General features: G+C 44.3%; 22 protein-coding genes and 2 tRNA genes. 4 read left to right on the forward strand and 20 right to left on the reverse strand.

Annotated elements, in window-relative coordinates; translation table 11 throughout:
- Positions 1 to 86: 86 nt before the first annotated feature.
- From deoD to FE392_RS00425, 14 genes are all read right to left on the reverse strand, one after another.
- Positions 87 to 803: a purine-nucleoside phosphorylase gene (deoD, locus tag FE392_RS00360; RefSeq protein ID WP_319928254.1), complete on the reverse strand. Its 717-nt coding sequence runs from the start codon at positions 801 to 803 to the stop codon at positions 87 to 89.
- A gap of 71 nt (positions 804 to 874) precedes the next feature.
- Complete coding sequence (deoB, locus tag FE392_RS00365; protein ID WP_319928255.1) at positions 875 to 2,098, reverse strand: phosphopentomutase; 1,224 nt, start codon at positions 2,096 to 2,098, stop codon at positions 875 to 877.
- Positions 2,099 to 2,175: 77 nt separating this feature from the next.
- Positions 2,176 to 3,531: a thymidine phosphorylase gene (gene deoA / locus FE392_RS00370; RefSeq protein WP_319928256.1), complete on the reverse strand. Its 1,356-nt coding sequence runs from the start codon at positions 3,529 to 3,531 to the stop codon at positions 2,176 to 2,178.
- A gap of 84 nt (positions 3,532 to 3,615) precedes the next feature.
- Positions 3,616 to 4,395 carry a deoxyribose-phosphate aldolase gene (gene deoC / locus FE392_RS00375; RefSeq protein ID WP_319928257.1) on the reverse strand — a complete coding sequence of 260 codons (780 nt, stop codon included), beginning with the start codon at positions 4,393 to 4,395 and terminating at the stop codon, positions 3,616 to 3,618.
- A gap of 593 nt (positions 4,396 to 4,988) precedes the next feature.
- Positions 4,989 to 6,254, reverse strand: coding sequence for a NupC/NupG family nucleoside CNT transporter (locus FE392_RS00380; protein ID WP_319928283.1), 1,266 nt, complete (start codon positions 6,252 to 6,254; stop codon positions 4,989 to 4,991).
- 362 nt (positions 6,255 to 6,616) lie between these two features.
- Positions 6,617 to 7,387: a TatD family hydrolase gene (locus FE392_RS00385; RefSeq protein WP_319928258.1), complete on the reverse strand. Its 771-nt coding sequence runs from the start codon at positions 7,385 to 7,387 to the stop codon at positions 6,617 to 6,619.
- 13 nt (positions 7,388 to 7,400) lie between these two features.
- Entirely contained in the window at positions 7,401 to 8,510 is a 1,110-nt protein-coding gene (locus tag FE392_RS00390; protein WP_336624153.1) for a patatin-like phospholipase family protein, read from the reverse strand.
- A gap of 228 nt (positions 8,511 to 8,738) precedes the next feature.
- A complete protein-coding gene (locus FE392_RS00395) occupies positions 8,739 to 9,140 on the reverse strand; it encodes a BON domain-containing protein (RefSeq protein WP_319928259.1) in 402 nt (133 codons plus the stop codon).
- 232 nt (positions 9,141 to 9,372) lie between these two features.
- Positions 9,373 to 10,962 (reverse strand): peptide chain release factor 3, encoded by a 1,590-nt coding sequence (gene prfC / locus FE392_RS00400; RefSeq protein ID WP_319928260.1) that lies wholly within the window; start codon positions 10,960 to 10,962, stop codon positions 9,373 to 9,375.
- Complete coding sequence (locus FE392_RS00405; protein WP_319928261.1) at positions 10,962 to 11,117, reverse strand: hypothetical protein; 156 nt, start codon at positions 11,115 to 11,117, stop codon at positions 10,962 to 10,964. The genes prfC and FE392_RS00405 overlap by 1 nt, the downstream gene beginning before the upstream one ends.
- Positions 11,118 to 11,409: 292 nt before the next feature.
- Positions 11,410 to 12,420 carry a nucleotidyl transferase AbiEii/AbiGii toxin family protein gene (locus FE392_RS00410; RefSeq protein ID WP_319928262.1) on the reverse strand — a complete coding sequence of 337 codons (1,011 nt, stop codon included), beginning with the start codon at positions 12,418 to 12,420 and terminating at the stop codon, positions 11,410 to 11,412.
- A complete protein-coding gene (locus FE392_RS00415; RefSeq protein ID WP_319928263.1) occupies positions 12,413 to 13,018 on the reverse strand; it encodes a DUF6088 family protein in 606 nt (201 codons plus the stop codon). The genes FE392_RS00410 and FE392_RS00415 overlap by 8 nt, the downstream gene beginning before the upstream one ends.
- Before the next feature lie 141 nt (positions 13,019 to 13,159).
- Entirely contained in the window at positions 13,160 to 13,615 is a 456-nt protein-coding gene (gene rimI / locus FE392_RS00420; RefSeq protein WP_319928264.1) for a ribosomal protein S18-alanine N-acetyltransferase, read from the reverse strand.
- Positions 13,584 to 13,994: a DNA polymerase III subunit psi gene (locus FE392_RS00425; RefSeq protein ID WP_092513051.1), complete on the reverse strand. Its 411-nt coding sequence runs from the start codon at positions 13,992 to 13,994 to the stop codon at positions 13,584 to 13,586. The genes rimI and FE392_RS00425 overlap by 32 nt, the downstream gene beginning before the upstream one ends.
- A gap of 140 nt (positions 13,995 to 14,134) precedes the next feature.
- On the opposite strand from FE392_RS00425, the gene rsmC reads away from it, so the two are divergent.
- From rsmC to FE392_RS00440, 3 genes are all read left to right on the forward strand, one after another.
- Positions 14,135 to 15,148 (forward strand): 16S rRNA (guanine(1207)-N(2))-methyltransferase RsmC, encoded by a 1,014-nt coding sequence (gene rsmC / locus FE392_RS00430; RefSeq protein WP_319928265.1) that lies wholly within the window; start codon positions 14,135 to 14,137, stop codon positions 15,146 to 15,148.
- A gap of 325 nt (positions 15,149 to 15,473) precedes the next feature.
- A tRNA-Leu gene (locus tag FE392_RS00435) sits at positions 15,474 to 15,560 on the forward strand.
- Between the two features lie 43 nt (positions 15,561 to 15,603).
- Positions 15,604 to 15,690, forward strand: a tRNA-Leu gene (locus FE392_RS00440).
- Positions 15,691 to 15,823: 133 nt separating this feature from the next.
- Here the strand turns inward: FE392_RS00440 and FE392_RS00445 are convergent.
- Complete coding sequence (locus tag FE392_RS00445; RefSeq protein ID WP_319928266.1) at positions 15,824 to 16,105, reverse strand: DUF1435 family protein; 282 nt, start codon at positions 16,103 to 16,105, stop codon at positions 15,824 to 15,826.
- A 149-nt stretch (positions 16,106 to 16,254) separates the two neighbouring features.
- Positions 16,255 to 17,706, reverse strand: a complete 1,452-nt coding sequence (gene phoA, locus FE392_RS00450; RefSeq protein ID WP_319928267.1) for an alkaline phosphatase — start codon at positions 17,704 to 17,706, stop codon at positions 16,255 to 16,257.
- A 311-nt stretch (positions 17,707 to 18,017) separates the two neighbouring features.
- Between phoA and FE392_RS00455 the strand changes: the two genes are divergently transcribed.
- Positions 18,018 to 18,461: a MarR family winged helix-turn-helix transcriptional regulator gene (locus tag FE392_RS00455; protein ID WP_319928268.1), complete on the forward strand. Its 444-nt coding sequence runs from the start codon at positions 18,018 to 18,020 to the stop codon at positions 18,459 to 18,461.
- 55 nt (positions 18,462 to 18,516) lie between these two features.
- Here the strand turns inward: FE392_RS00455 and FE392_RS00460 are convergent, their stop codons facing one another.
- From FE392_RS00460 to FE392_RS00475, 4 genes are all read right to left on the reverse strand, one after another.
- Positions 18,517 to 19,002, reverse strand: coding sequence for a nucleoside deaminase (locus tag FE392_RS00460; RefSeq protein ID WP_319928269.1), 486 nt, complete (start codon positions 19,000 to 19,002; stop codon positions 18,517 to 18,519).
- Between the two features lie 65 nt (positions 19,003 to 19,067).
- Entirely contained in the window at positions 19,068 to 19,460 is a 393-nt protein-coding gene (locus tag FE392_RS00465) for a DMT family transporter (RefSeq protein ID WP_319928270.1), read from the reverse strand.
- A gap of 67 nt (positions 19,461 to 19,527) precedes the next feature.
- Entirely contained in the window at positions 19,528 to 19,839 is a 312-nt protein-coding gene (locus FE392_RS00470; RefSeq protein WP_333783528.1) for a DMT family transporter, read from the reverse strand.
- 28 nt (positions 19,840 to 19,867) lie between these two features.
- On the reverse strand, positions 19,868 to 20,458 hold the full coding sequence (locus FE392_RS00475; protein WP_319928271.1) for a DsbA family oxidoreductase: 591 nt from the start codon (positions 20,456 to 20,458) through the stop codon (positions 19,868 to 19,870).
- Positions 20,459 to 20,804 lie beyond the last annotated feature (346 nt).

Here is a 20,804-nt window from a genome sequence, read left to right on the forward strand (position 1 = left end):
GGCTGAAGCCATAAATAAAAAGCCCTTTCCATTATTGGAAAGGGCTTATGTTTTTTTTATGAAATAGAGAAATTATTTACGCTTTTTTAATTGTCACCCAACAAAATGGATTCAAGCGCAATTTCAATCATGTCATTAAATGTATTTTGACGCTCTTCTGCTGTCGTTTGTTCGCCAGTACGAATATGGTCAGATACAGTGCAGATAGCCAGTGCTTTTGCACCAAATTCAGCCGCAACACCGTAAATGCCGGCAGCTTCCATTTCAACGCCCAGAATACCGTATTTTTCCATGACATCGAACATTTGTGGATCCGGTGTATAGAACAAATCTGCTGAGAAGATGTTACCAACGCGAGCATTGATGTTTTTCGCCTTGGCAGCATCAACTGCATTACGAACCAAATCAAAATCAGCAATCGCTGCAAAATCGTGATCTTTAAAACGCAGGCGGTTTACTTTGGAATCAGTACACGCACCCATGCCAATCACAACATCACGAATTTTTACGTCTTCACTGACCGCACCACAAGAACCGATGCGGATGATTTTTTTAACACCAAATTCAGTAATCAATTCCTTGGCGTAAATAGAACAGGATGGGATACCCATGCCATGGCCCATAACAGAGATGCGACGTCCTTTGTATGTACCGGTGAAACCCAGCATACCGCGAACATTGTTAACCTGACGGGCATCTTCCAAGAAAGTTTCTGCAATGTATTTTGCACGCAGTGGATCACCAGGCATCAAAACAACATCAGCGAAATCGCCCATCTCAGCATTAATATGTGGGGTGGCCATAATTTTATTTCCTTGTTTTTATTGCATGTAAAAATAAACGAAAATAGGGAGGCCGATGGCCTCCGCAAAAATTAAAACATGACTTTGCCATAATCCATTGGAGTCAGATCGAAATATTTTGCGACTGTCTGACCAATGTCAGCAAAGGTTTCACGATGCCCTAATGAACCCGGTTTAACTTTGGGGCCATAAACCAGAACAGGGATGTGTTCACGTGTGTGATCTGAACCCGCCCAAGTTGGGTCACAACCGTGGTCAGCGGTGAAGATCAGAATGTCGTCTTCTTTAACCAGTTTCAACATTTCCGGCAAGCGGCGGTCAAATAACTCCAAGGCAGCCGCATAACCTGCCACATCACGGCGATGCCCATAAGAGGAGTCAAAATCAACGAAGTTGGTGAATACGATGGTGTTGTCCCCTGCCTTCTCCATTTCAATCAGTGAAGCATCGAACAGGGCATCAATGCCTGTCGCTTTAACCTTTTTGGTAATGCCCACATTGGCGTAAATATCCGCAATTTTGCCAATGGACACTACTTCGCCTTGCTTTTCATCAACCAGTTTTTTCAGTACGGTCGGCGCAGGAGGTTCAACAGCCAAATCATGGCGGTTACCCGTACGCTGGAAATTCCCGGCTTTATCCCCCACAAATGGGCGGGCAATGACACGACCAATGTTGTAATTACCGATATTCAGTTCGTCACGGGCAATCTCACACAGTTCATACAAACGATCCAAGCCGAATGTCTCTTCATGGCAAGCTATTTGGAAAACCGAGTCTGCTGAGGTATAGAAAATCGGTTTGCCACTTTGCATGTGCTCTTCACCCAGCTTATCCAGAATAACCGTACCGGAAGAGTGGCAGTTACCCAGATATCCGGGCAGGTTAGCGCGCTCGACAAGCTTATCCAACAATTCCTGCGGGAAGCTGTTTTCTTCATCACTGAAATAGCCCCAGTCGAACAAAACCGGAACACCGGCAATTTCCCAGTGGCCTGATGGCGTGTCTTTACCAGAAGAAAGTTCACTCGCGTAGCCATAGGCGCCGATAATATCGGCCTCTTTATCCAAGCCCGTCGGGAATGTCCCACTGGACTCTTCTGCTGCCAAGCCCAATCCCAAACGGCTCAGATTTGGCAGATGCAATGGCCCCTTACGGCCGATATCAGCCTCACCACGGGCACATTGTTCTGCGATATGCCCTAAAGTGTTAGACCCCTCATCGCCAAACTTTACCGCATCGGCACTTGCACCAATGCCAAAGGAATCCAATACCATGATGAATGTACGTTTCATAATTTTCTCCTGCGTCAATTCACGCTATCAATGCGGAAACTGCCAGCTATTAAAATCGATTTCAATGCTTAGATGATTTATCCATTGATATGTCGATAAATCATCGATATGGGGGCTTTTGCTTCATTTTTTTCAACGGTCGTTTTTTCAAAAGCTGTTTTTTCAAAAACAAACGCGCTGCGCACGACCTCTGCCGCTTCTTGCCAGGCATGTTCGCTATCGGCATGAATTATTGCCAACGGGGTATCTGCATTTACTTCTGTACCCAGCGCAACGATATTATTCAGCCCCACACTGTAATTTATAGGGTCAGTTGCCTTACGGCGCCCTCCACCCAATGCAACAACAGACATGCCCAATGCCCGGGTATCCATTTTTGCAATAATTCCATTTTGCTCAGCCAATACGGGTTTGCTGATTTTCGCGCTCGGCAAGTAGCGCGCGTAATTCTCAACAAAATCGGTCGGGCCTTTTTGTGCTGCCACCATGCGGCCAAATATCTCAGCCGCCCTGCCATTGTCCAAAACCGCTTGTAACTTGCGGCGCGCATCTTCACGGTCACTTGCCAGATTCGCTGAAACCAGCATTTCTATGGACAGCGCCATGGTGACTTCATACAGCCGGGGATTTCGGTACTCCCCTGTCAGAAACTGAACCGCTTCACGCACTTCCAATGCATTGCCGGCACTGGAGGCCAGCACCTGATTCATATCCGTCAGTAACGCTGTCGTTTTACAACCTGCGCCATTCGCTACTTTGACGATGGATTCTGCCAATTGTTCTGATTGTTCGTATGTCGGCATAAATGCACCGGAGCCGACCTTCACATCCATAACCAGAGCATCCAGCCCTTCAGCCAATTTTTTACCCAAAATTGATGCTGTAATCAAAGGGATAGAATCTACTGTTGCCGTTGTATCACGTGTTGCGTAGAAGCGTTTATCCGCAGGGGCCAATGAATTCGTTTGCCCGATGATTGCAATACCGACATCACGGATAATGTCACGGAAACGATGTTCATCCGGGAAGATGTCAAAACCGGGAATAGATTCTAATTTATCCAGTGTTCCTCCGGTATGCCCCAACCCTCGCCCTGAAATCATCGGGATATACCCGCCACAAGCAGCGACCATCGGGCCAAGCATCAGGGAAGTCACATCTCCTACTCCTCCCGTTGAGTGTTTATCCACGATCGGGCCGGGTAAATTCAATTTTTTCCAGTCTAAAACTGTACCAGAATCACGCATTGCCAATGTCAAAGCAACACACTCTTCCATCGTCATATCATGGAAATAGATGGTCATTGCCAGCGCAGCTATCTGCCCTTCTGAAACCGTGTTGTCACGGACGCCATTAATGAAGAAACGGATCTCTTCTTCATTCAATGGATGACCATCGCGTTTTTTACGGATGATTTCTTGTGCCAAAAACAAAGCTACCTCCCAATCATTATTATCTGAAAAGAATGGCAGTAATGCACACTATCTTAGCGTGCATTCAATGAGTCATTATTGATCTCAATAACCACTGCTCTGCTTTTGTCCTTGATGTCCAAGAGTTGTCAGCAAATTACCCAGCAAGCTGGAAGCGCCAAAACGGAAATGACGGGGATCCGCCCACTTGTCTCCCATGATACGTTCAACCAGCGCCAAATATTGTGCAGCCTCTTCAGTTGTACGTACACCACCCGCAGGTTTAAAACCAACTGTTTCACCAACACCCATATCACGGATCACTTTCAGCATAATTTCAGCACTTTCCAGTGTCGCATTCACCGGCACTTTACCGGTTGAGGTTTTGATGAAATCGGCACCGGCGTTAATTGCTATTTCAGATGCCTTACGAATTAATGCCGCTTCTTTTAATTCACCCGTTTCAATAATAACTTTCAGCCAAACACCGGATTCAGCGCAGGCGGTTTTACAGGCTTTTACCAAATCAAAGCCAACCTGTTCATCACCGGCAAGCAATGCCCGATAAGGGAAAACCACGTCTACTTCATCAGCACCATAAGCGATAGCCGCACGTGTTTCAGCCAATGCGATATCAATATCGTCGTTGCCGTGTGGGAAATTGGTTACCGTAGCAATGCGGATATCAGGAGTTCCTTGTTCACGCAACACCTTGCGCGCTACAGGAATAAAGCGAGGGTAAATACAGACGGCAGCCGTGTGCCCGGCAGGACTATTGGCCTGACGACAAAGTGCGGCGACTTTCTCATCTGTATCATCATCATTTAGTGTAGTTAAATCCATCAAACTCAGCGCATGCTGAGCAGCAGCGGTTAAATCGGTCATGAAACTCTCCAACGGTATTATTATCGTGACTACCCCCTTCGTTTTTCAAATTGCCTCTTTGGTTGGCCGTGCTTATTCACCCCAGTCACCGTTTTTATAAACATACGGTTATCTATGCTCCCGAGGATGAATTCCCTTGCCGCCGTGATGCAACTCGAAATCCATTGGGTATAAATCAGTTTACATATTCTTTTGTACGATTATTTTGAACGAATGGTTGCCTTGAACAATCAACTCATTTGTTTGTTGGCGAGCGGACTTGGTTCCTTGAAGAACAACAGAGTTCCTTCTCTCCGCACTATTGTTTGTGCACTATTTCTTGTGTGCTGTTTTTATGCAATCTTTCTGCGCTCTTTTTAGCTTTCTTCAGCTCGTATGACCTTAATGGGAACAACATGCTCCATAAAGCCCTTGCCTGTCATTATTTGAACATGTTAATGAACAACGGTTAGTGCTAAATATCACATTAATAAAATGTAATTTGCAATCACAAACATTTTATTGTGAATAAAATCACATTAAATAGTTTCAGGAAAAACAAATGCAGGTGAGAAACCTCACCTGCATTCAGTTTAATACATATTTCCTGCGTTTTATAACGCGAGGAAGAATCCAGCAATTGTTGCACTCATCAAGTTAGAGAGTGAACCCGCCAAGACAGCTTTCAGGCCGAAACGGGCGATATCGCCGCGACGCTTCGGTGCCATTCCACCCAAGCCACCCAGCAAAATAGCAACAGAAGACAGGTTCGCAAAGCCACACAGAGCAAAAGAAATGATGGCCTTAGTATGATCGGAAAGAACATGCAGGCCCGCCGCACGAACGACATCATCTGGTTTTAAGTATTCACCAAAGTTCATGAATGCCACGAATTCATTGACAACCAGTTTCTGGCCGATAAAAGAACCCGCGATAGTTGCTTCACTCCATGGAACACCGATCAGATAGGCGATTGGCGCAAAAACCCAACCCAAGATCAATTCCATCGATAATTGCGGATAGTCGAACCAGCCGCCGATGCCGCCTAACATACCGTTCAACAACGCAATCAATGCGGTAAATGCCAACAGCATCGCACCTACGTTAAGCGCCAGTTGCATACCGGATGCCGCACCTGATGCCGCAGCATCAATAACGTTTGCCGGACGATCTTCCGCCGCGATCAGCGACATAGCATCTTCTGTATCGTGAGTTTTTTCGGTTTCAGGTACCATCAGTTTTGCAAACAGCAAACCGCCCGGTGCCGCCATGAAGGAAGCCGCAATCAAGTATTCCAAAGGAACGCCCATTGATGCATAACCTGCCAATACTGAACCGGCTACAGACGCCAAGCCACCGCACATTACGGCGAACAATTCAGATTGGGTCATGGTAGCAATATAAGGACGAACAACCAGAGGCGCTTCGGTTTGGCCTACGAAAATATTTGCTGTTGCAGACAGAGATTCAGTCCGTGATGTACCCAGTACTTTCTGCAAGCCGCCACCCAAGATTTTGATGACGAGCTGCATAATGCCCATGTAATACAAAACCGCAATGAGTGAGGAGAAGAAAACGATAACTGGCAGGACGCGCAAGGCAAAAATAAAGCCAGCACCACCGAACAATTCGAACATTTTGTCGGAAACCAGTCCGCCAAAAATAAAATCTGTTCCTTTCTGGCCGTATCCAATTACGTTGGCAACGCCTCTTGACATTCCTCCCAGAATGTCTTTACCGGCAGGTACGGAAAGTACAAATGCCCCAATAGCAACCTGAATCAGAAAGGCGCCCAGGACAGTACGGATTTTAATGGCTCGAAAGTTACTGGAGAAGAGTACTGCGATAAACATCAGCACTGCCATCCCGATCAGGCTCATAAGGAGTTGCATTGGAAGAATCCCTGTTCACTGAATTAATAATAAAGGAATATGTCAGTTTTTTTGAAAATTCCTACTGACATTGTGTGTGCGGGATTATACCTAGTCCCCAGAGGGAACAAGTAACTAACATCACAAATTGATACAGAGAAAAGTAATATAAAAACTAGAAATGAGACTTTCATCACATAAAACCACCTAATTTCGGTGGGATTAGATAATATTATGGAAAAATAGGTAATAAAAAGAATAAATAAGCAGAGAATATAAGTTAAACATTATTAATGTTTAATGGGTGTGAATTATAGATCCTCGCGCCTGATAAAACCCCCGATGATATTTATCCGTTTAAATCCACTCAGTTAAGTCAACGAAAACAATTTTTTACTATTGCCATAAATTTGGTTGGCAATGTCAATTGGCGCTTCTCGACGCAATCCGCATAGCGCTGAAAAAACCTGTGCAACTCTTTCTGGCCGATTTGGCTGCCCTTGATATCCCGATAATGGCATATCAGGTGCATCCGTTTCCAATACCAAAGACGTCAAAGGCAGCTGGGAAATGGTATTGCGTGTTTTTTGTGCCCTGTCATAAGTAATCGTCCCCCCTATGCCGATATAAAATCCCAGACGAATGAAAGCCTGCGCCTGAGATAAACTTCCGGCAAAACCGTGGATCACGCCAGTACGCGGCAATTGAAATTTGCGCAAGATAGCGGCCAATGGGTCATGACTCTTTCTGGAATGAAGTATCACGGGCAAATCGTTTTGCTTAGCCAGCCTGAGTTGCGCTTCCAGCACACTTTTCTGCCGCTCAAATTGTGGCTCTGGCATATAAAGATCGAGGCCGATTTCTCCTACAGCCACACATTTAGTGTTTTTTTCCTGCAAGTACTGCCCCAATTGTTCCAAATGATCTTGTTGATGTTCTTGGATATAAAGCGGGTGCAACCCAAATGCAGCATAAATAGAAGAATGGGTTTTCGCCAACAGAGCAACTCGCTGGAAATTCATTTGACTGACGGTGGGCACAATGATTTTTCTCACGCCGACTTTTTTGGCCTGTTCCAGACTTTTTATTGCATCATCGGCAAAAGGAGGAAAATCAAAGTGGCAATGTGTATCAATAAACATCTTATTATTCCGATTATCTATCGTGCTCAATCCCGTCACTTGCATTATCAACCGAATCAAGCATTGGTGTCCCGGCAATAGAGTGATTTTCCCTATTCAAAAAATGGTTTCGCCGAAAATCATTGTGATTGGCGTTATTGGTACTGAAGCCATTTCGGTACACACCATATCCCTTGAGCTCTGGGGAACTAAATTCGCCTTCCATAAAGGTATGCCCGATAGTCGCCAAAAAATATCGCCCACAGCGTCTTCCCAAATAATAATCTTTATTCAACACACTGATCCGGCTACCCAATGCCATTGTAGAAAGCGGCGCAGGCGGGTAGATCTCAAAAACCTGCACACCATCCGGTGGGTTTTCGATAAATTTCTGCGTCCGGCGATAACTCTTGGCATGGAGGTTGAGCATTTTGACCATTTTTTGCAGGCTGCTGGTTTCCAGCCAACGTTCCATACGTCTGAGCCATTGGGGTGTATAATAAAGTTGCGAAGGAACTGTCCGGATAACAACGATCGTATCAGCACCACGGCGATATGCCTCTTGCACAGGTACCGCATCACAAATCCCACCATCTTGATAAGTCACATCACCAATAGTCACACCATTGCGGTACAAACCGGGAATGGCGCTGGATGCCTTGACAACATCCATCCAATTTTTGTCATCAGGATGTAAATAGTCTGCTTCAAAATTATCAGCACGGCAGGCACACATATAAAACTCCCGCCCGGCTTCGAACTGACGCATGGCAACAGGAATATTGAGCGGAAGTTGTTCAGCGATAGTGTTCATATACCAATCCAAGTCTATCAGATGTCCACCACGAACAAAGCGCAATGGATTAAAGAAAGCCGGATCGGTTGTATAACGGTTGATCACCTTGCGGGCATAACCTTGCTGGCCACAAAGATAGGCAGAAATATTTTGGGCACCCGCAGATGTCCCAAGGAATAATTCAAAGGGATTAAAACCGAGGCGAAGAAACTCATCTAAAACGCCGGCGGTAAAAATTCCTCGCTGGCCACCACCTTCACAAACGAGAGCTATCTTTTTGGGTTTGTGCTGGGGCTTATAAGCCAAAGGTTCTATATTACCCAACGTTATAGGTATGCGTTTCCCCACTATCCTCTTCCTCTACGAGTCATTCATGACATTAAAGCATAATACATAGACCGAATATCTATTAGCATATTGTTGCTGAAATAGCTCATTCGTAATGCTTTAGTTATATAAAGGAATCGTTAACTAAATGGTGGATATGCATTTATTACCCGTGATTTCTCGCCATAAAAAAAGAGTGGCTCATTATATGGCCACCCCTTCAAACTGTCAGCGATTTTGCTCAGCCCATTATTTCTTAACAGTCAGAGAATTCTTCACGGATTTGACGCCTTTCACGCCATGAGCGATCTCTGCAACTTTCACAGCCTCTTTCTTGCTGCCGACAAAACCGGAAAGGTAAACAACGCCTTTTTCAGTTTTCACAGAGATATCATTGCTGTTTATTCCTTTATGTTCCAAGAGCTTCCCTTTCACTTTAGCTGTGATGCTACTATCATCCAGATAGTTATCCGCTTTCTGCAAGGAATCATCAACCTTTTTCCCTGCTTCGTCTATGGTTTTACCAATTTTCTGTCCTGTGCTCTCCGGTGCTTTCCCCGAGGGAACTTCCGCAGCCAGAACACTACTACTCATCAGAACTGAACCCAGAACAACAGCCAGTAGTGAATGTGTACGCTTGATATTTTTCATCCTACCACCTTCTATAAATAAGCCAGAACCGTTACCAAAACAGTATGTCAATTAGCGCTTGGTGATAAAATGGCTTTTACAAAACATAACGTATATTTTCACTAAACCAGAGAGTTATTCTTTAAATACAAATGAAACAAGATGATATCATTGAAATAACAAGGGCTAACAGAATAGTTAGCCCTGAAAGGAATTAACCGAGAAATACGGAAAAAACGGGAAGAAATACGGATTAGTGTTCCCGTGTTTTACGGAAAGAGACGTCCGGATAACGTTCACTGGTCAAATTCAAATTAACCATTGTTGGCGCGATGTAAGATAAATTATCCCCACCATCAAGTGCCAAGTTCTGCTCATTCTTACGTTTGAATTCTTCCAGTTTCTTCACATCACTGCACTCTACCCAACGAGCGGTGGTAACGTTAACAGGCTCATACAGCGCTTCAACGTTATATTCACTCTTCAAGCGAGCCACAACAACATCAAACTGGAGCACACCCACCGCACCCACGATCAAGTCATTATTGATCAATGGACGGAAGACCTGTACAGCCCCTTCTTCTGATAATTGAACCAGACCTTTCAACAGTTGCTTTTGCTTCAGAGGGTCACGCAGACGGATGCGACGGAACAGCTCAGGAGCAAAGTTAGGAATACCCGTAAACTTCAGCTCTTCGCCTTGGGTGAAGGTATCACCAATCTGGATTGTGCCGTGGTTATGCAAGCCGATAATGTCACCCGGATAAGCATCTTCAACATGAGAACGATCACCAGCCATAAAGGTCAATGCATCAGAAATCACAACATCTTTCTTGATGCGGACTTGGCGCAGTTTCATGCCTTTTTCATATTTGCCGGAAACAACACGCAAAAATGCTACGCGGTCGCGATGTTTTGGATCCATATTGGCTTGGATTTTGAAAACAAAACCCGTGAATTTCTCTTCATTCGCAACCACTTCACGCGCGTCAGTTTGGCGGGGCATTGGTTTCGGTGCCCATTTAACCAAACCATCCAGCATGTGATCCACACCAAAGTTGCCTAGCGCAGTACCAAAAAATACCGGCGTTAGCTCACCCTGCAAAAAGGCTTCTTCATCAAATTCATGAGATGCGCCTTTAACCAGCTCCAGCTCTTCACGCAGTTGATCCGCTAACTCTTCACCAACAGCGGCGTCCAGTTCAGGGTTATCCAACCCTTTGATCGCACGCACTTCCTGAATCGTATGACCTTGGCCTGTTTGGTACAAATAAACTTCATCAAGGTAAAGATGATAAACACCCTTGAAGGATTTACCGCAGCCAATAGGCCAAGTAATTGGGCTACACGCGATGTTCAACTCGTTTTCCACTTCATCCATCAACTCCATCGGATCGCGAATATCGCGGTCGAGTTTGTTCATGAAAGTCAGAATAGGCGTATCACGCAGACGTGTAACTTCCATCAGCTTACGGGTACGATCCTCAACCCCTTTCGCAGCGTCAATGACCATCAGGCAGCAGTCAACGGCGGTCAGAGTACGGTAAGTATCTTCAGAGAAGTCTTCATGCCCAGGAGTATCCAGCAAGTTAACCAGACAATCCCCGTAAGGAAACTGCATCACGGAAGTAGTGATAGAAATACCACGCTGTTTTTCCATCTCCATCCAGTCTGATTTGGCGTGCTGGTTAGAGCCCCGCCCTTTTACCGTTCCCGCTTTCTGGATAGCCTGTCCGAATAACAATACTTTTTCGGTAATCGTTGTTTTACCCGCATCGGGGTGGGAAATTATTGCAAAAGTGCGCCGTTTGGCGACTTCTTGCAGGAATTGGGAATTTGACATCAATGGAATCTTCTAGTTTGTACACGGATTGATGCCGTCTGGGAAACGTCCAGCAGGCTCTTGGTTTTCAAATCCGTCAATGTTAATGGTGATTGGCGCTTATTTTCGCTGAACTTGGATTTATAAACAACCAATGAAAGCTTGAGATTACGCATAAGCCACCCATTAAGTAATCTGGCTGAATTAAGAATCTCTTTCTATCAAATGAATTTACATCACTGGTCACCTATCACTCATAACAGTACATTTATTTTAGAATACTTATACCCGTCGTCTTTCAAGTTGCTGCTTTGTTGGCTGCACTCACCCCGGTCACCGTTTTTATAAACATACAGTTATCTATGCTCTTGGGGATGAATGAAAGGCTCCTGCCTTTCGACCTTTGGCTGGACAAATTCGTTCCCGACGAATTTGTCATTCCCTTGCCGCCGCGATACAACTTGAGATTCATTGGGTATATGCATTAATGCGGTATTGGATTTGTTTAATAGCTTCGAACAATTCATCAAAAGAGGGAGCAATACCGTATATCATCTCAGCAGAGATCATGCTTTGATAATCAGCTTTAAGCGCTGGCAATACTTCATTACTTGGCAGCAACAACAATCGTCCCGCTAAACATTCCTCATATCCAGCATAACTTGCATTGAAGAAAGCAGACTTATGTCTGATGACATCATTAAGAAGCTGACGATCAGACATTGCTCTATGGCCTATTTCATGCTGAGCCAGCATCACTAAATCATACCAGTGTCTTGAAAGGCGATCAGCGTTTTCTCTGATCCCCCGACGACACTCCACATGAATTAATGTCGCTTTTTCCCAAAATGTACGTTCAGGTGACAAGACAACAACTTGCCCGGAGGGAAATTCAAGCTCAGGGACTAGATCGGACAGGTAGGGCCTAATAATATGACATTCATTCGGATCGACAACATTGCGTCCCCCTAATTCTATCAAAACTTCACTTTTTAAATACTCATCAGATTCTTCTGTAACGGATGGATAGCTCACCCAAATTTTTTCACCTGATTCATCAATCCGAATTGAGTGTAATTCAGAGGATGGCAGCTCATTTAATTGAGATTGAATGTGAGGAACGATAATTTCATTTGCATACTGCTGAACGTGCTGCTTGAGTTGTTCACTCACTTTTCTTAGCTTGCTTTTACTGGCGTTATCAGAAAGAGGATCGATACCATTCAATAGATAACGATAATCTAATGTGATATCAATATCTTCCGAGAATCGATTAATGACATCGAAAACTTTTGATAATGAAGTCCCTCCCTTAAAAGCCATCGGGGGAGCCTCGGGTAAGCTAAATAGTATTTTTAATACCCAACAAACCCAAATATCCTTTTCCAAAACATGCTCAGACCGACCTAGCCTGTCCGCTGCATATCCCAAAATAATCCGCTGTTCGTCAGGCATAATCGAAAAATAAGAGTCAGCCATGAACAGTTTCTCGATTAGCGTGTTGAATGGCTGATGACATCCATGCAGGTAATTTGCACGTTTTCAGTAAGCTAAATTCTTCTTCACTCATTAAATTACGAATTTGCTCTACAGTAGAAGATGTTACAGCTTCTTTACCTAAATACCACAGTGCGGAGATAGCCATGCCAACCTTCGTGCCCGCACATTGGAGTTTTCGCTGGTTGGAGGTATGAATCAGCTTTACTTTTCTATTTCCAATTCTTATCTGCCTTGATGAGCCACTGGTATAGTAGACCAAATTCGTCGGCATTTGAGTGCTCAATTTAAACCTTCGGATCGCTTCAGCACCATGTACCTGAATAGTTTCACCATTTTGATTGGTGATGATTTCTACCACTTTTGTGATATCCGGATACACTTTCCCGATAAATCGATTCACTTTTGGTTTGGTAAAGACACCCCGTGCAATACGTTCAATTTCTTTCTTCTCAACCAAGCGAGAAAGCGTCTTATCAATCGCTGTACGAGATCCCAAAGTCAAAAAAGATTCGCTCGTAAATAACTCGCCTGGTTTATAGCCGTAAATGCGTTGCCTTATTGATTGTGAAATTGTCATGATTTTCCCTCTATGCAGAAGAGCTGCAAAAGAACATTGGAGAGTTCTATTTAGCAGAAAAAGTCATATATTTTCTGACACATTAACTCTAATATTGAACCAAATTCGCACAAAAATCAATCAAAAAAGCACCTTAGATCTTTACCAACCTCCACCAAACAGCGGCAACGCCATAATAAGCGCATCTTCCTTTCCGCCCGCAGTCGGGTAATAATTCTTGCGGATAGATACTTCATTGAAACCTAAGTTTTCATATAGGTGAATGGCAGATTGATTGGAGCGCCTCACCTCAAGCCAAAGTGTGTTTATCTGTTTTTCAGGCAATATATCGATAAGATAAGATAGCAGTGTCCTGCCATATCCCCGTGATTGATATTCAGGATGAATGGCAATATTAAATAGCGTGGCTTCATCCATAACGTATTGTGTTATTGCAAAGCCAATTATCCGGTCATTCAACGTCATTTTATAGTTGAGATAACGTTCTCCCTGATTGGAGTAAAAGGTTTTTTCACTCCACGGAAATGCATGGCTGGCCTGTTCTATTTGAAATGCAGCGGGAAGATCAATGTGAGTTAATAGAGAAATATTCTTCATAATGGTAAATTTGTTGCCAAAGAGCGCGTTTTGCATTCCCATCAAGAGATAAGTCATTTAATGCCGGGCTTCTCAAAGAAATCCCTTGTATTGATAAGGTAATATCAACCCCCAACAGCCAGCATGGGCAGCGGATTGATTCTGAAAGAAGTTCAACATCTTTTGCCGTGATGCAATATACCGATGAAGCCTCAATTCCCATGGCTGTGAAAATATCAGCAAACAATGAATGACTTAAGTCGATATGATCATGGGTAATGATCAATAGACGGGTTGAATCAGGGATGAGGACAGACAATTCTCCTTGCAAGGCCATTGGGCTACGCAAAACCCATTGGGTTATCCCCAATCGGGAAAGTAATCTGTCACGCTTCGTCATCGTGTTTTATTCCATCTGCCATAAAAAAATAACAGGTAACATATTATCAGAGGGCTTAACTCTGCGCCAATTGGCATGGTATCTCAATTTAGCCCAATGATATTTATACTTGATAAAGAGTTATAAGGAGCTATACATAGATGTCAGTATTAACACCGGCCAGCGAAGTTATCCTGCGCCATCATGAGCAATTCAGCTCTCATCACCTACTATTTGCCGGCGATCTTCAAGACAATTTAGCAACAGAAATCGAAGCTGCAAGTGTGCGAGTGCAGACGAATCAATATCATCACTGGCAATCTCTGATCCGCCAGCTCGACGACAATGCCAGATTTGGCCTGCTCGCTGACAGTGCATTCATCAAAGGGTGTGACACGCTGATTTATTACTGGCCAAAAAGCAAGCAAGAGGCTCGTTTCCAGCTGCGCAATCTATTTTCTGTCCTGCCTGTCGGTACTGATATCTTTATTGTGGGAGAAAACCGCAGTGGTGTACGCAGTATTGATAAGCTGATGGAAGGTATCGCGACTTTCCACAAAATCGATACTGCCCGCCGTTGTAGCCTGTTTTACGGTCAACTGAAAAGTCAGGTGCAATTTGATCAAAACAATTGGTGGAACAGCTATCAAGTGGGTGATATTACCATCAATACCCTGCCCGGCGTATTCAGCCAAGATGATTTGGATGTCGGCAGCCGCCTCTTGCTGTCAACTTTTGATGCCCCTATTTCCGGCAGCCTGCTGGATGTCGCATGTGGTGCTGGCGTACTGGCAACGGTTCTGGGTAAGAAAAACCCTGACTTATCCCTGACACTGAGCGATGTGAATGCCGCAGCCATTACATCCAGTAAGGCAACTTTGAAAGCCAATAAGCTGGAAGGTAAGGTTGTAACCAGTAATGTGTATTCCGCCATTGAAGAAAAATATGACTGGATAATCTCCAATCCGCCTTTCCATGATGGCCTGAAGACAACAATTACTGCCGCTGAAGATATGATCCGCATGGCGCCAGCTTATCTGAAGCCCGGCGGTAAGTTGCGGATCGTTGCCAACGCATTCCTGCCTTATCCGAACTTGCTGGACAGCGCTTTTGGCAATCATCAAGTCATTGCCCAAACAGGGAAATTTAAAGTGTATCAGGCAACGAAAAAATAATTCGTTCAGTAAGCATGTCTTCTGCCTGCTTTATATCCTATGGATTTCAAGTTGCATCGCGGCGGCAAGGGAACGCCCCCCAGGAGCATAGATAACTATGTGACTGGGGTAAGTGAGTACAGCCAACAAAGCGGCAACTTGAAAGACGACGGGTATAGTTTAATGAGCAGGCAATTTCCCCCGAATATCAACATGCCGATTTTTACACCAATCGCACAATTTTCCACTAAATAATGATTGACGCGAGCCATAAAATCTCTAGAATGCGCCTCCAGACTATCTGTTTAAGTGATGGTCTCTGTTTAAGTAACAGTATCTGATACATGCGAGGGTGGCGGAATTGGTAGACGCGCTAGCTTCAGGTGTTAGTGTTCTTACGGACGTGGGGGTTCAAGTCCCCCCCTTCGCACCAAATCAGATAATCAGCTTAAACAAATCAGATAAAGACAGTACCTGCGAGGGTGGCGGAATTGGTAGACGCGCTAGCTTCAGGTGTTAGTGTCCTTACGGACGTGGGGGTTCAAGTCCCCCCCTTCGCACCACTGTTTCATTATCTTTCTGTTTCTTTCCCTGGCCTTACTTTTCTGGTTTTACTTCCTGAGCTTTCCTTATCCAGCCTCTTTGCTTACCAAGCATTAGCCAACTGTCTGTGCATCAATTAATCGTCTGTGCGCTTCAAAAATATCCCAGATAACGTAAGGTACCGAATAAACTGCAAACAACGGCGATAACAGCAGGGATCAACAAGAAATGGCGTGTATGGCGATGTAACAAGAGTGCAAGTGTCAGAAGCATTGCTCCCTGAATACTTATTTTGAATTGCTCCATGCCTGCGCCTGCGATGATCAACATTGAGACAATTAGCGCTGACAGGCTTAAACTGGATAACAGCATTCCCCAGAACCCTGTCATGTTTTGCCAAAAAACGGGTTTCAAATTCTGCTTTACACGAGTCACAATAAACCGCCACCATAAATGATAATGATTACCAATATCATATATGATGACGGATTAATCACAACCTGAAAATAAGCCCTCAATCCATTTTTCTGATATCAAGCATTCATCAAACATCAAGAAAAATAAGCTGCTGGCTTATTTCCATGTTATTTTTTGTCGCTATCTTTTAAGCCCAGCGCATCACGTATCGTGAAGAACAGATCCGTCTGGTCAGTCAAACCCACAACATTGGCTGATTGTGGGCCATAAGCGGCAACACGCAACTGTGTCCCAGCATGCTCCTGCGCGTCTTTATCTTCTGATGTCGCATAATTGACAGTCATGATCCCGCCATCTTTAGTAATGAGAGAACGGGTTAAACCCGGTGATTCAATTTCAGGTTCGATAATCTGACTAGCATGCCCATGATCCCCAGTCACAATAACCAGAGTATCACCACGCTCTTTTGCAAATTTGAGGCCGACTTGAAGTGCTTTATCCAATAAAACAGTTTCACCAATCTGTGCACAAGGGCTAGCCTGATGATTCTGTTTATCAATCGAAGCACTTTCAACTAGCAGGAAAAAGCCATTTTCATTCTCTTTGAGTAAATCAATCGCTTTTTCTGTCATCTGATCTAATGCCGGTGCATTAGGATCTAACTTAGCATTTATTTCGCACTTTACGGGCGCTTCATTAATGTTACCGCGGTAAACCGCTTTTGGCCCTTGCCAAGCGACATCCATCGTTCCTGTATGGAACATACCCAATAGCGGTTTCTGTTGATTGGCTTCTTTCACGCTGGCCAATGATGCCGCGTCAGTCACCCATTGATAACCTTGCTCCAGTGCCTGTTCTTTCAGCGTTTTTCCGGCATTGGCACCAAATGCTGATTTTTGATCAAAATATTTTGCACCGCCCCCCATTGTTACATCAGCTCGAGCCACCAATAATTGCTCAGTAATTGAACCCTTTCCCCCATTTTCTAGTGCATTAACCGGGCATTTTTTCGATACTTCTTCTGGCCCATAGCACTTACGCTGTACCACATGTGCATACATAGATGCCGGTGTTGCATCTTGTACTATTGCTGTTGTTATATTCCCTGTTGCTTTGCCGTTCTTTTTAGCTAACTCTAAAATAGATTGCTGGGCTTGACCAAAGACATCAACTCCCACTGCGCCATTATAAGTTTTTACCCCTGTAGCAAAGGCAGTGGCAGAAGCAGAAGAATCGGTCGCGTAATTTGGCTTACGTGTTTTTTCATTCAGCGAATAATTTGTGTATTGTCCGGTAAATGGCAGCGCATCAATGCCCTTGAAGAATCCACCAGCCCCATGTGCATAATTACGTGCAATCGTAATTTCAGAATCTCCCATGCCATCACCAATGAACAAAATCACATTTTTAGCTTTGGTATTGCTCAGTGCAGCCTTAAGTGCTTCAGTCTGATCTTGAGTAAAGCGGCGGGCTCCGCCAAATTTAGTTATATCGCTTTGTGCTTCTCGCTGTTGTGCCATGATGATGTTTGAATCCTCTGCCCATGCAGGAACATTAGCTCCCAACATCAATGTGGTAACTACAGCAGCGAGTAAGTTTTTTTGATAAATGCGCGACATTGAATTTCCTTGTAACTTGTAATCAGATAAAGCAAAAGAAATCATCATCTTAAACTATAAGTATTATTGATATACCAAATAGTAGTTATTTGAATCTATAACGAAACGGTATTAATAAAAAATGAGCAAAGCATAACAATCTCAAGCCTCGCCCATAATCAATCAACATTATGATAATAAAAGATTTTATTGGTGACATCGTGAAGAAAAAGCACCGCTAAGATGAATAGAAAATCAAATAATTAAGCTTGTCTATAATTACAACATTTGAGATGATGCATGTACCTGCATTCTTTTGAGGTATTTATCTAATGAATTCTCAATTAATTTTATGGCATAAACTCCAGCATATTTTTGATTCAGCCGAAAATTTCGTGGCGAAACGTCTTCAGGGCAAACATAGCATTGGCATGTCTGAATATAGGGCATTGCACCTTCTCTCCTGCGCTCCAAAAAGTGAGTTACGGATGCAAGAACTTGCAAGCCTATTAAATTTGAATCAAAGCTCTGTTAGTCGGTTGGTAGAAAGGCTGGAACGCAATAACTATACATTCCGCGATATCTGCCCTGGTGATAAAAGAGGGATTTATACCGTACTGACCCCTACCGGGAAAGAAAAGTACATTGAAGTGAAATCAGAATATGAGGCTGCACTTCTCGAAGTATTGGAAGAACAAAAATCAGATCCTCTCAATAAAAAACTCATCGAAGCTATCTTCTCTGTCACCGACTCACAAGACAATCGGCCATCCTGAGATGGCCACAGAATCACTATTTCGCTTTCATCTGCTAATTTTCAACAAGTAACATTCAGCACTTACTGCTTTGGCAACTAAACTGTAAAAACGGGTGTAAGCCATTTGGAACAGGGAATTTTCTGACAACGAGTGACTGCCAGTCCAAAGGATCGCTCGCGAATAACCGATAACTATGTCGATAATCAAAGCCATGCGCAGCGGCCTCATCTCTGTCGACGGCAAACAGTACTTGCGAAACCCCCGCGTAAAGAGCGTTCATATAACACATGGCGCAAGGCTCTCCCGATGCCAAAAGCGTAGTGCCGTGAAGGTATGGAGTTCGCAACGAGCGGCATGCATCCCGTATTGCTTCAACTTCAGCATGTGCAGCAGGATCATGATTCTCACGGACTTGATTCACTCCGCGCCCGAAGACTTTGCCAGTTGCATCAACTACGAAGGCGGCAAACGGGATCCCTCCATCATGGACGTGCTCTGAAGAGAAAGTAACTACGTCCTTCATAAGCTGTATCAATCTGGTCGAAATGTCATTAGTCATCAAATCTCTCCCGAGCCATTGTATCGAATAGGGATAGGTATACACCTACATCAATGATATGTGCATCAAGCATGTGCATGACCCTTCTTTTTTGCTTGAAGGCTCGGGCTGTCTGCCAATTTCAACCAGACAACACCGATGATGATAACGGCCAGCCAGAATGACTGGAGCAGATTGAGCGGCTGGTTAAGCAAAATCTTACCGAAGGCCGCGGCACCCACTGCCCCAATGCCAGCCCAGACGGCATAGCCGATCCCGACATCAATGGTTCGCAGCGCGATGCTGAGCGCGTACAGTGTAAGCAGAAAGAAAACGATAGCTGAGATCGACCAATTCAATACAGTGAATGCCTGACTTCCTGCCACACAGAGTGCATAGCCGACTTCGAAAGCCCCGGCAAGCAGCAGCATTATCCATGCACGGCCATTATTTTCTTTCTTTGCGTCCGTTGTTACCATGTTGAACTCCTGAGTAAATGATGGTTGAAATTCATTGGATATAAATAACGTGATAACTTGCCAATATTTATACTGAATGCAGGCCGATAACCCCGCCGATAACAAGAAAGATACCGAGTGCTTTTTTCCAGTTCAGTCTCTGCCCAAAGAACAATGCCCCCAGAATGACAATCCCGACACCAGAAACCGATGTCCAAATAGCGTAACCAACACCAACATCAAACGTGAGAAGAGCAAGACTGAGGAAATAGGTCGCTAACGCGCCACTGATGAGGGTTGAGACTGTCCACCACAATCGGGTAAATCCCTTGGCGTTCCCGGCAGAAATCGCCACTATAATCTCGAAAATGACAGCTATACCTAGGTAAATCCAGTTCATGATAAATACTCCCCTATACGAGTGATGTTTATGCTTCTAATTGTTCAATTGCCTGCTTCAATGTGTCCAGAGATGGCACACCAGAGAGGACTTGCTCCCCAATCACAATGGTGGGAACAGAGCTGATTGCCATATCTTCTCTGGCATGGCGCAACGCTTCTTGATGGCGCTCAGAATAGAGGCCACTGTTCAATGCGTGCCGGGCTTCATTGGGATCCATTCCCACATCGGTGGCTAATTCGACCAAAACATCATGATTGCCGATGTCACGTCCTTCTTGGAAAAAAGCACGTAATACACGCATGGAATAGGCATGATCCAGCCCGTGATCTTGTGCCATGAGCAAAAGCTCCAATGCCTTATTCGTTCTGGGTTGAGGGGAAATAGAAGGCAGTTGGATCGGAACGCCAAGTTTTTCAGCAAGAGGATAGACGGAATCACGCCAAATTTTTGGCAGGTAAGGATCCTCAGGCCGCAATGTTGGGACAGGATCAGGACGTAGTTCAAATGCCCGCCAAGTGATGCGGATATCTCGCCCTTTGATGGCATCAGACAATAGGCGTTCTGCAAGTAGGCAATAGGGACAAACGTAATCGGAATAGACGGTTATAAAGGCCATTTCAGTTCCCTTTTATTTGTATGTGCATGCATAATATAGAAACAAGAGAGCGACCCGTCAATATAAATGCTTGCGCATGCATATAAACAATACGAATACCTCATTGCGCTAGAACATATGAAAAATCCTAAGATGTTAAATTAACTAAAAAATATGAAGTCATATGAAGCGAGAACAATAATAGAGCACATGATGGAGCCATTTCTCGGTGAAAATGAATGGGAAAGGGTTTGATTTAAATCGAAAATTTAGAGGATGGCATTGGAGAATTTAAAATCAGGGCTGGAAGCATTGCTCGTTTCAATAACTGGCTAAGTTGCCTCGCCTTAATTCCGACAAGGCAACT

It is taken from the genome of Xenorhabdus santafensis (assembly GCF_033949405.1).
GTDB lineage: Bacteria > Pseudomonadota > Gammaproteobacteria > Enterobacterales > Enterobacteriaceae > Xenorhabdus > Xenorhabdus santafensis.

Excerpts from the sequence above, each read along its gene's own strand:
- FE392_RS00415 (WP_319928263.1), bottom strand. The coding sequence starts at position 13,018 with ATGACAATTTCACAATCAATAAGGCAACGCATTTACGGCTATAAACCA.
- FE392_RS00395 (WP_319928259.1), bottom strand. The coding sequence starts at position 9,140 with ATGAAAAATATCAAGCGTACACATTCACTACTGGCTGTTGTTCTGGGT.
- deoC (WP_319928257.1), bottom strand. The coding sequence starts at position 4,395 with ATGACCGATTTAACCGCTGCTGCTCAGCATGCGCTGAGTTTGATGGAT.
- deoB (WP_319928255.1), bottom strand. The coding sequence starts at position 2,098 with ATGAAACGTACATTCATCATGGTATTGGATTCCTTTGGCATTGGTGCA.
- FE392_RS00455 (WP_319928268.1), top strand. The coding sequence starts at position 18,018 with ATGAATTCTCAATTAATTTTATGGCATAAACTCCAGCATATTTTTGAT.
- FE392_RS00410 (WP_319928262.1), bottom strand. The coding sequence starts at position 12,420 with ATGGCTGACTCTTATTTTTCGATTATGCCTGACGAACAGCGGATTATT.
- prfC (WP_319928260.1), bottom strand. The coding sequence starts at position 10,962 with ATGTCAAATTCCCAATTCCTGCAAGAAGTCGCCAAACGGCGCACTTTT.
- FE392_RS00380 (WP_319928283.1), bottom strand. The coding sequence starts at position 6,254 with ATGAGCCTGATCGGGATGGCAGTGCTGATGTTTATCGCAGTACTCTTC.
- FE392_RS00425 (WP_092513051.1), bottom strand. The coding sequence starts at position 13,994 with ATGACGAAGCGTGACAGATTACTTTCCCGATTGGGGATAACCCAATGG.
- FE392_RS00465 (WP_319928270.1), bottom strand. The coding sequence starts at position 19,460 with ATGGTAACAACGGACGCAAAGAAAGAAAATAATGGCCGTGCATGGATA.
- FE392_RS00460 (WP_319928269.1), bottom strand. The coding sequence starts at position 19,002 with ATGACTAATGACATTTCGACCAGATTGATACAGCTTATGAAGGACGTA.
- deoD (WP_319928254.1), bottom strand. The coding sequence starts at position 803 with ATGGCCACCCCACATATTAATGCTGAGATGGGCGATTTCGCTGATGTT.
- FE392_RS00475 (WP_319928271.1), bottom strand. The coding sequence starts at position 20,458 with ATGGCCTTTATAACCGTCTATTCCGATTACGTTTGTCCCTATTGCCTA.
- rsmC (WP_319928265.1), top strand. The coding sequence starts at position 14,135 with ATGTCAGTATTAACACCGGCCAGCGAAGTTATCCTGCGCCATCATGAG.
- FE392_RS00405 (WP_319928261.1), bottom strand. The coding sequence starts at position 11,117 with ATGCGTAATCTCAAGCTTTCATTGGTTGTTTATAAATCCAAGTTCAGC.
- phoA (WP_319928267.1), bottom strand. The coding sequence starts at position 17,706 with ATGTCGCGCATTTATCAAAAAAACTTACTCGCTGCTGTAGTTACCACA.
- FE392_RS00470 (WP_333783528.1), bottom strand. The coding sequence starts at position 19,839 with ATGAACTGGATTTACCTAGGTATAGCTGTCATTTTCGAGATTATAGTG.
- FE392_RS00385 (WP_319928258.1), bottom strand. The coding sequence starts at position 7,387 with ATGTTTATTGATACACATTGCCACTTTGATTTTCCTCCTTTTGCCGAT.
- rimI (WP_319928264.1), bottom strand. The coding sequence starts at position 13,615 with ATGAAGAATATTTCTCTATTAACTCACATTGATCTTCCCGCTGCATTT.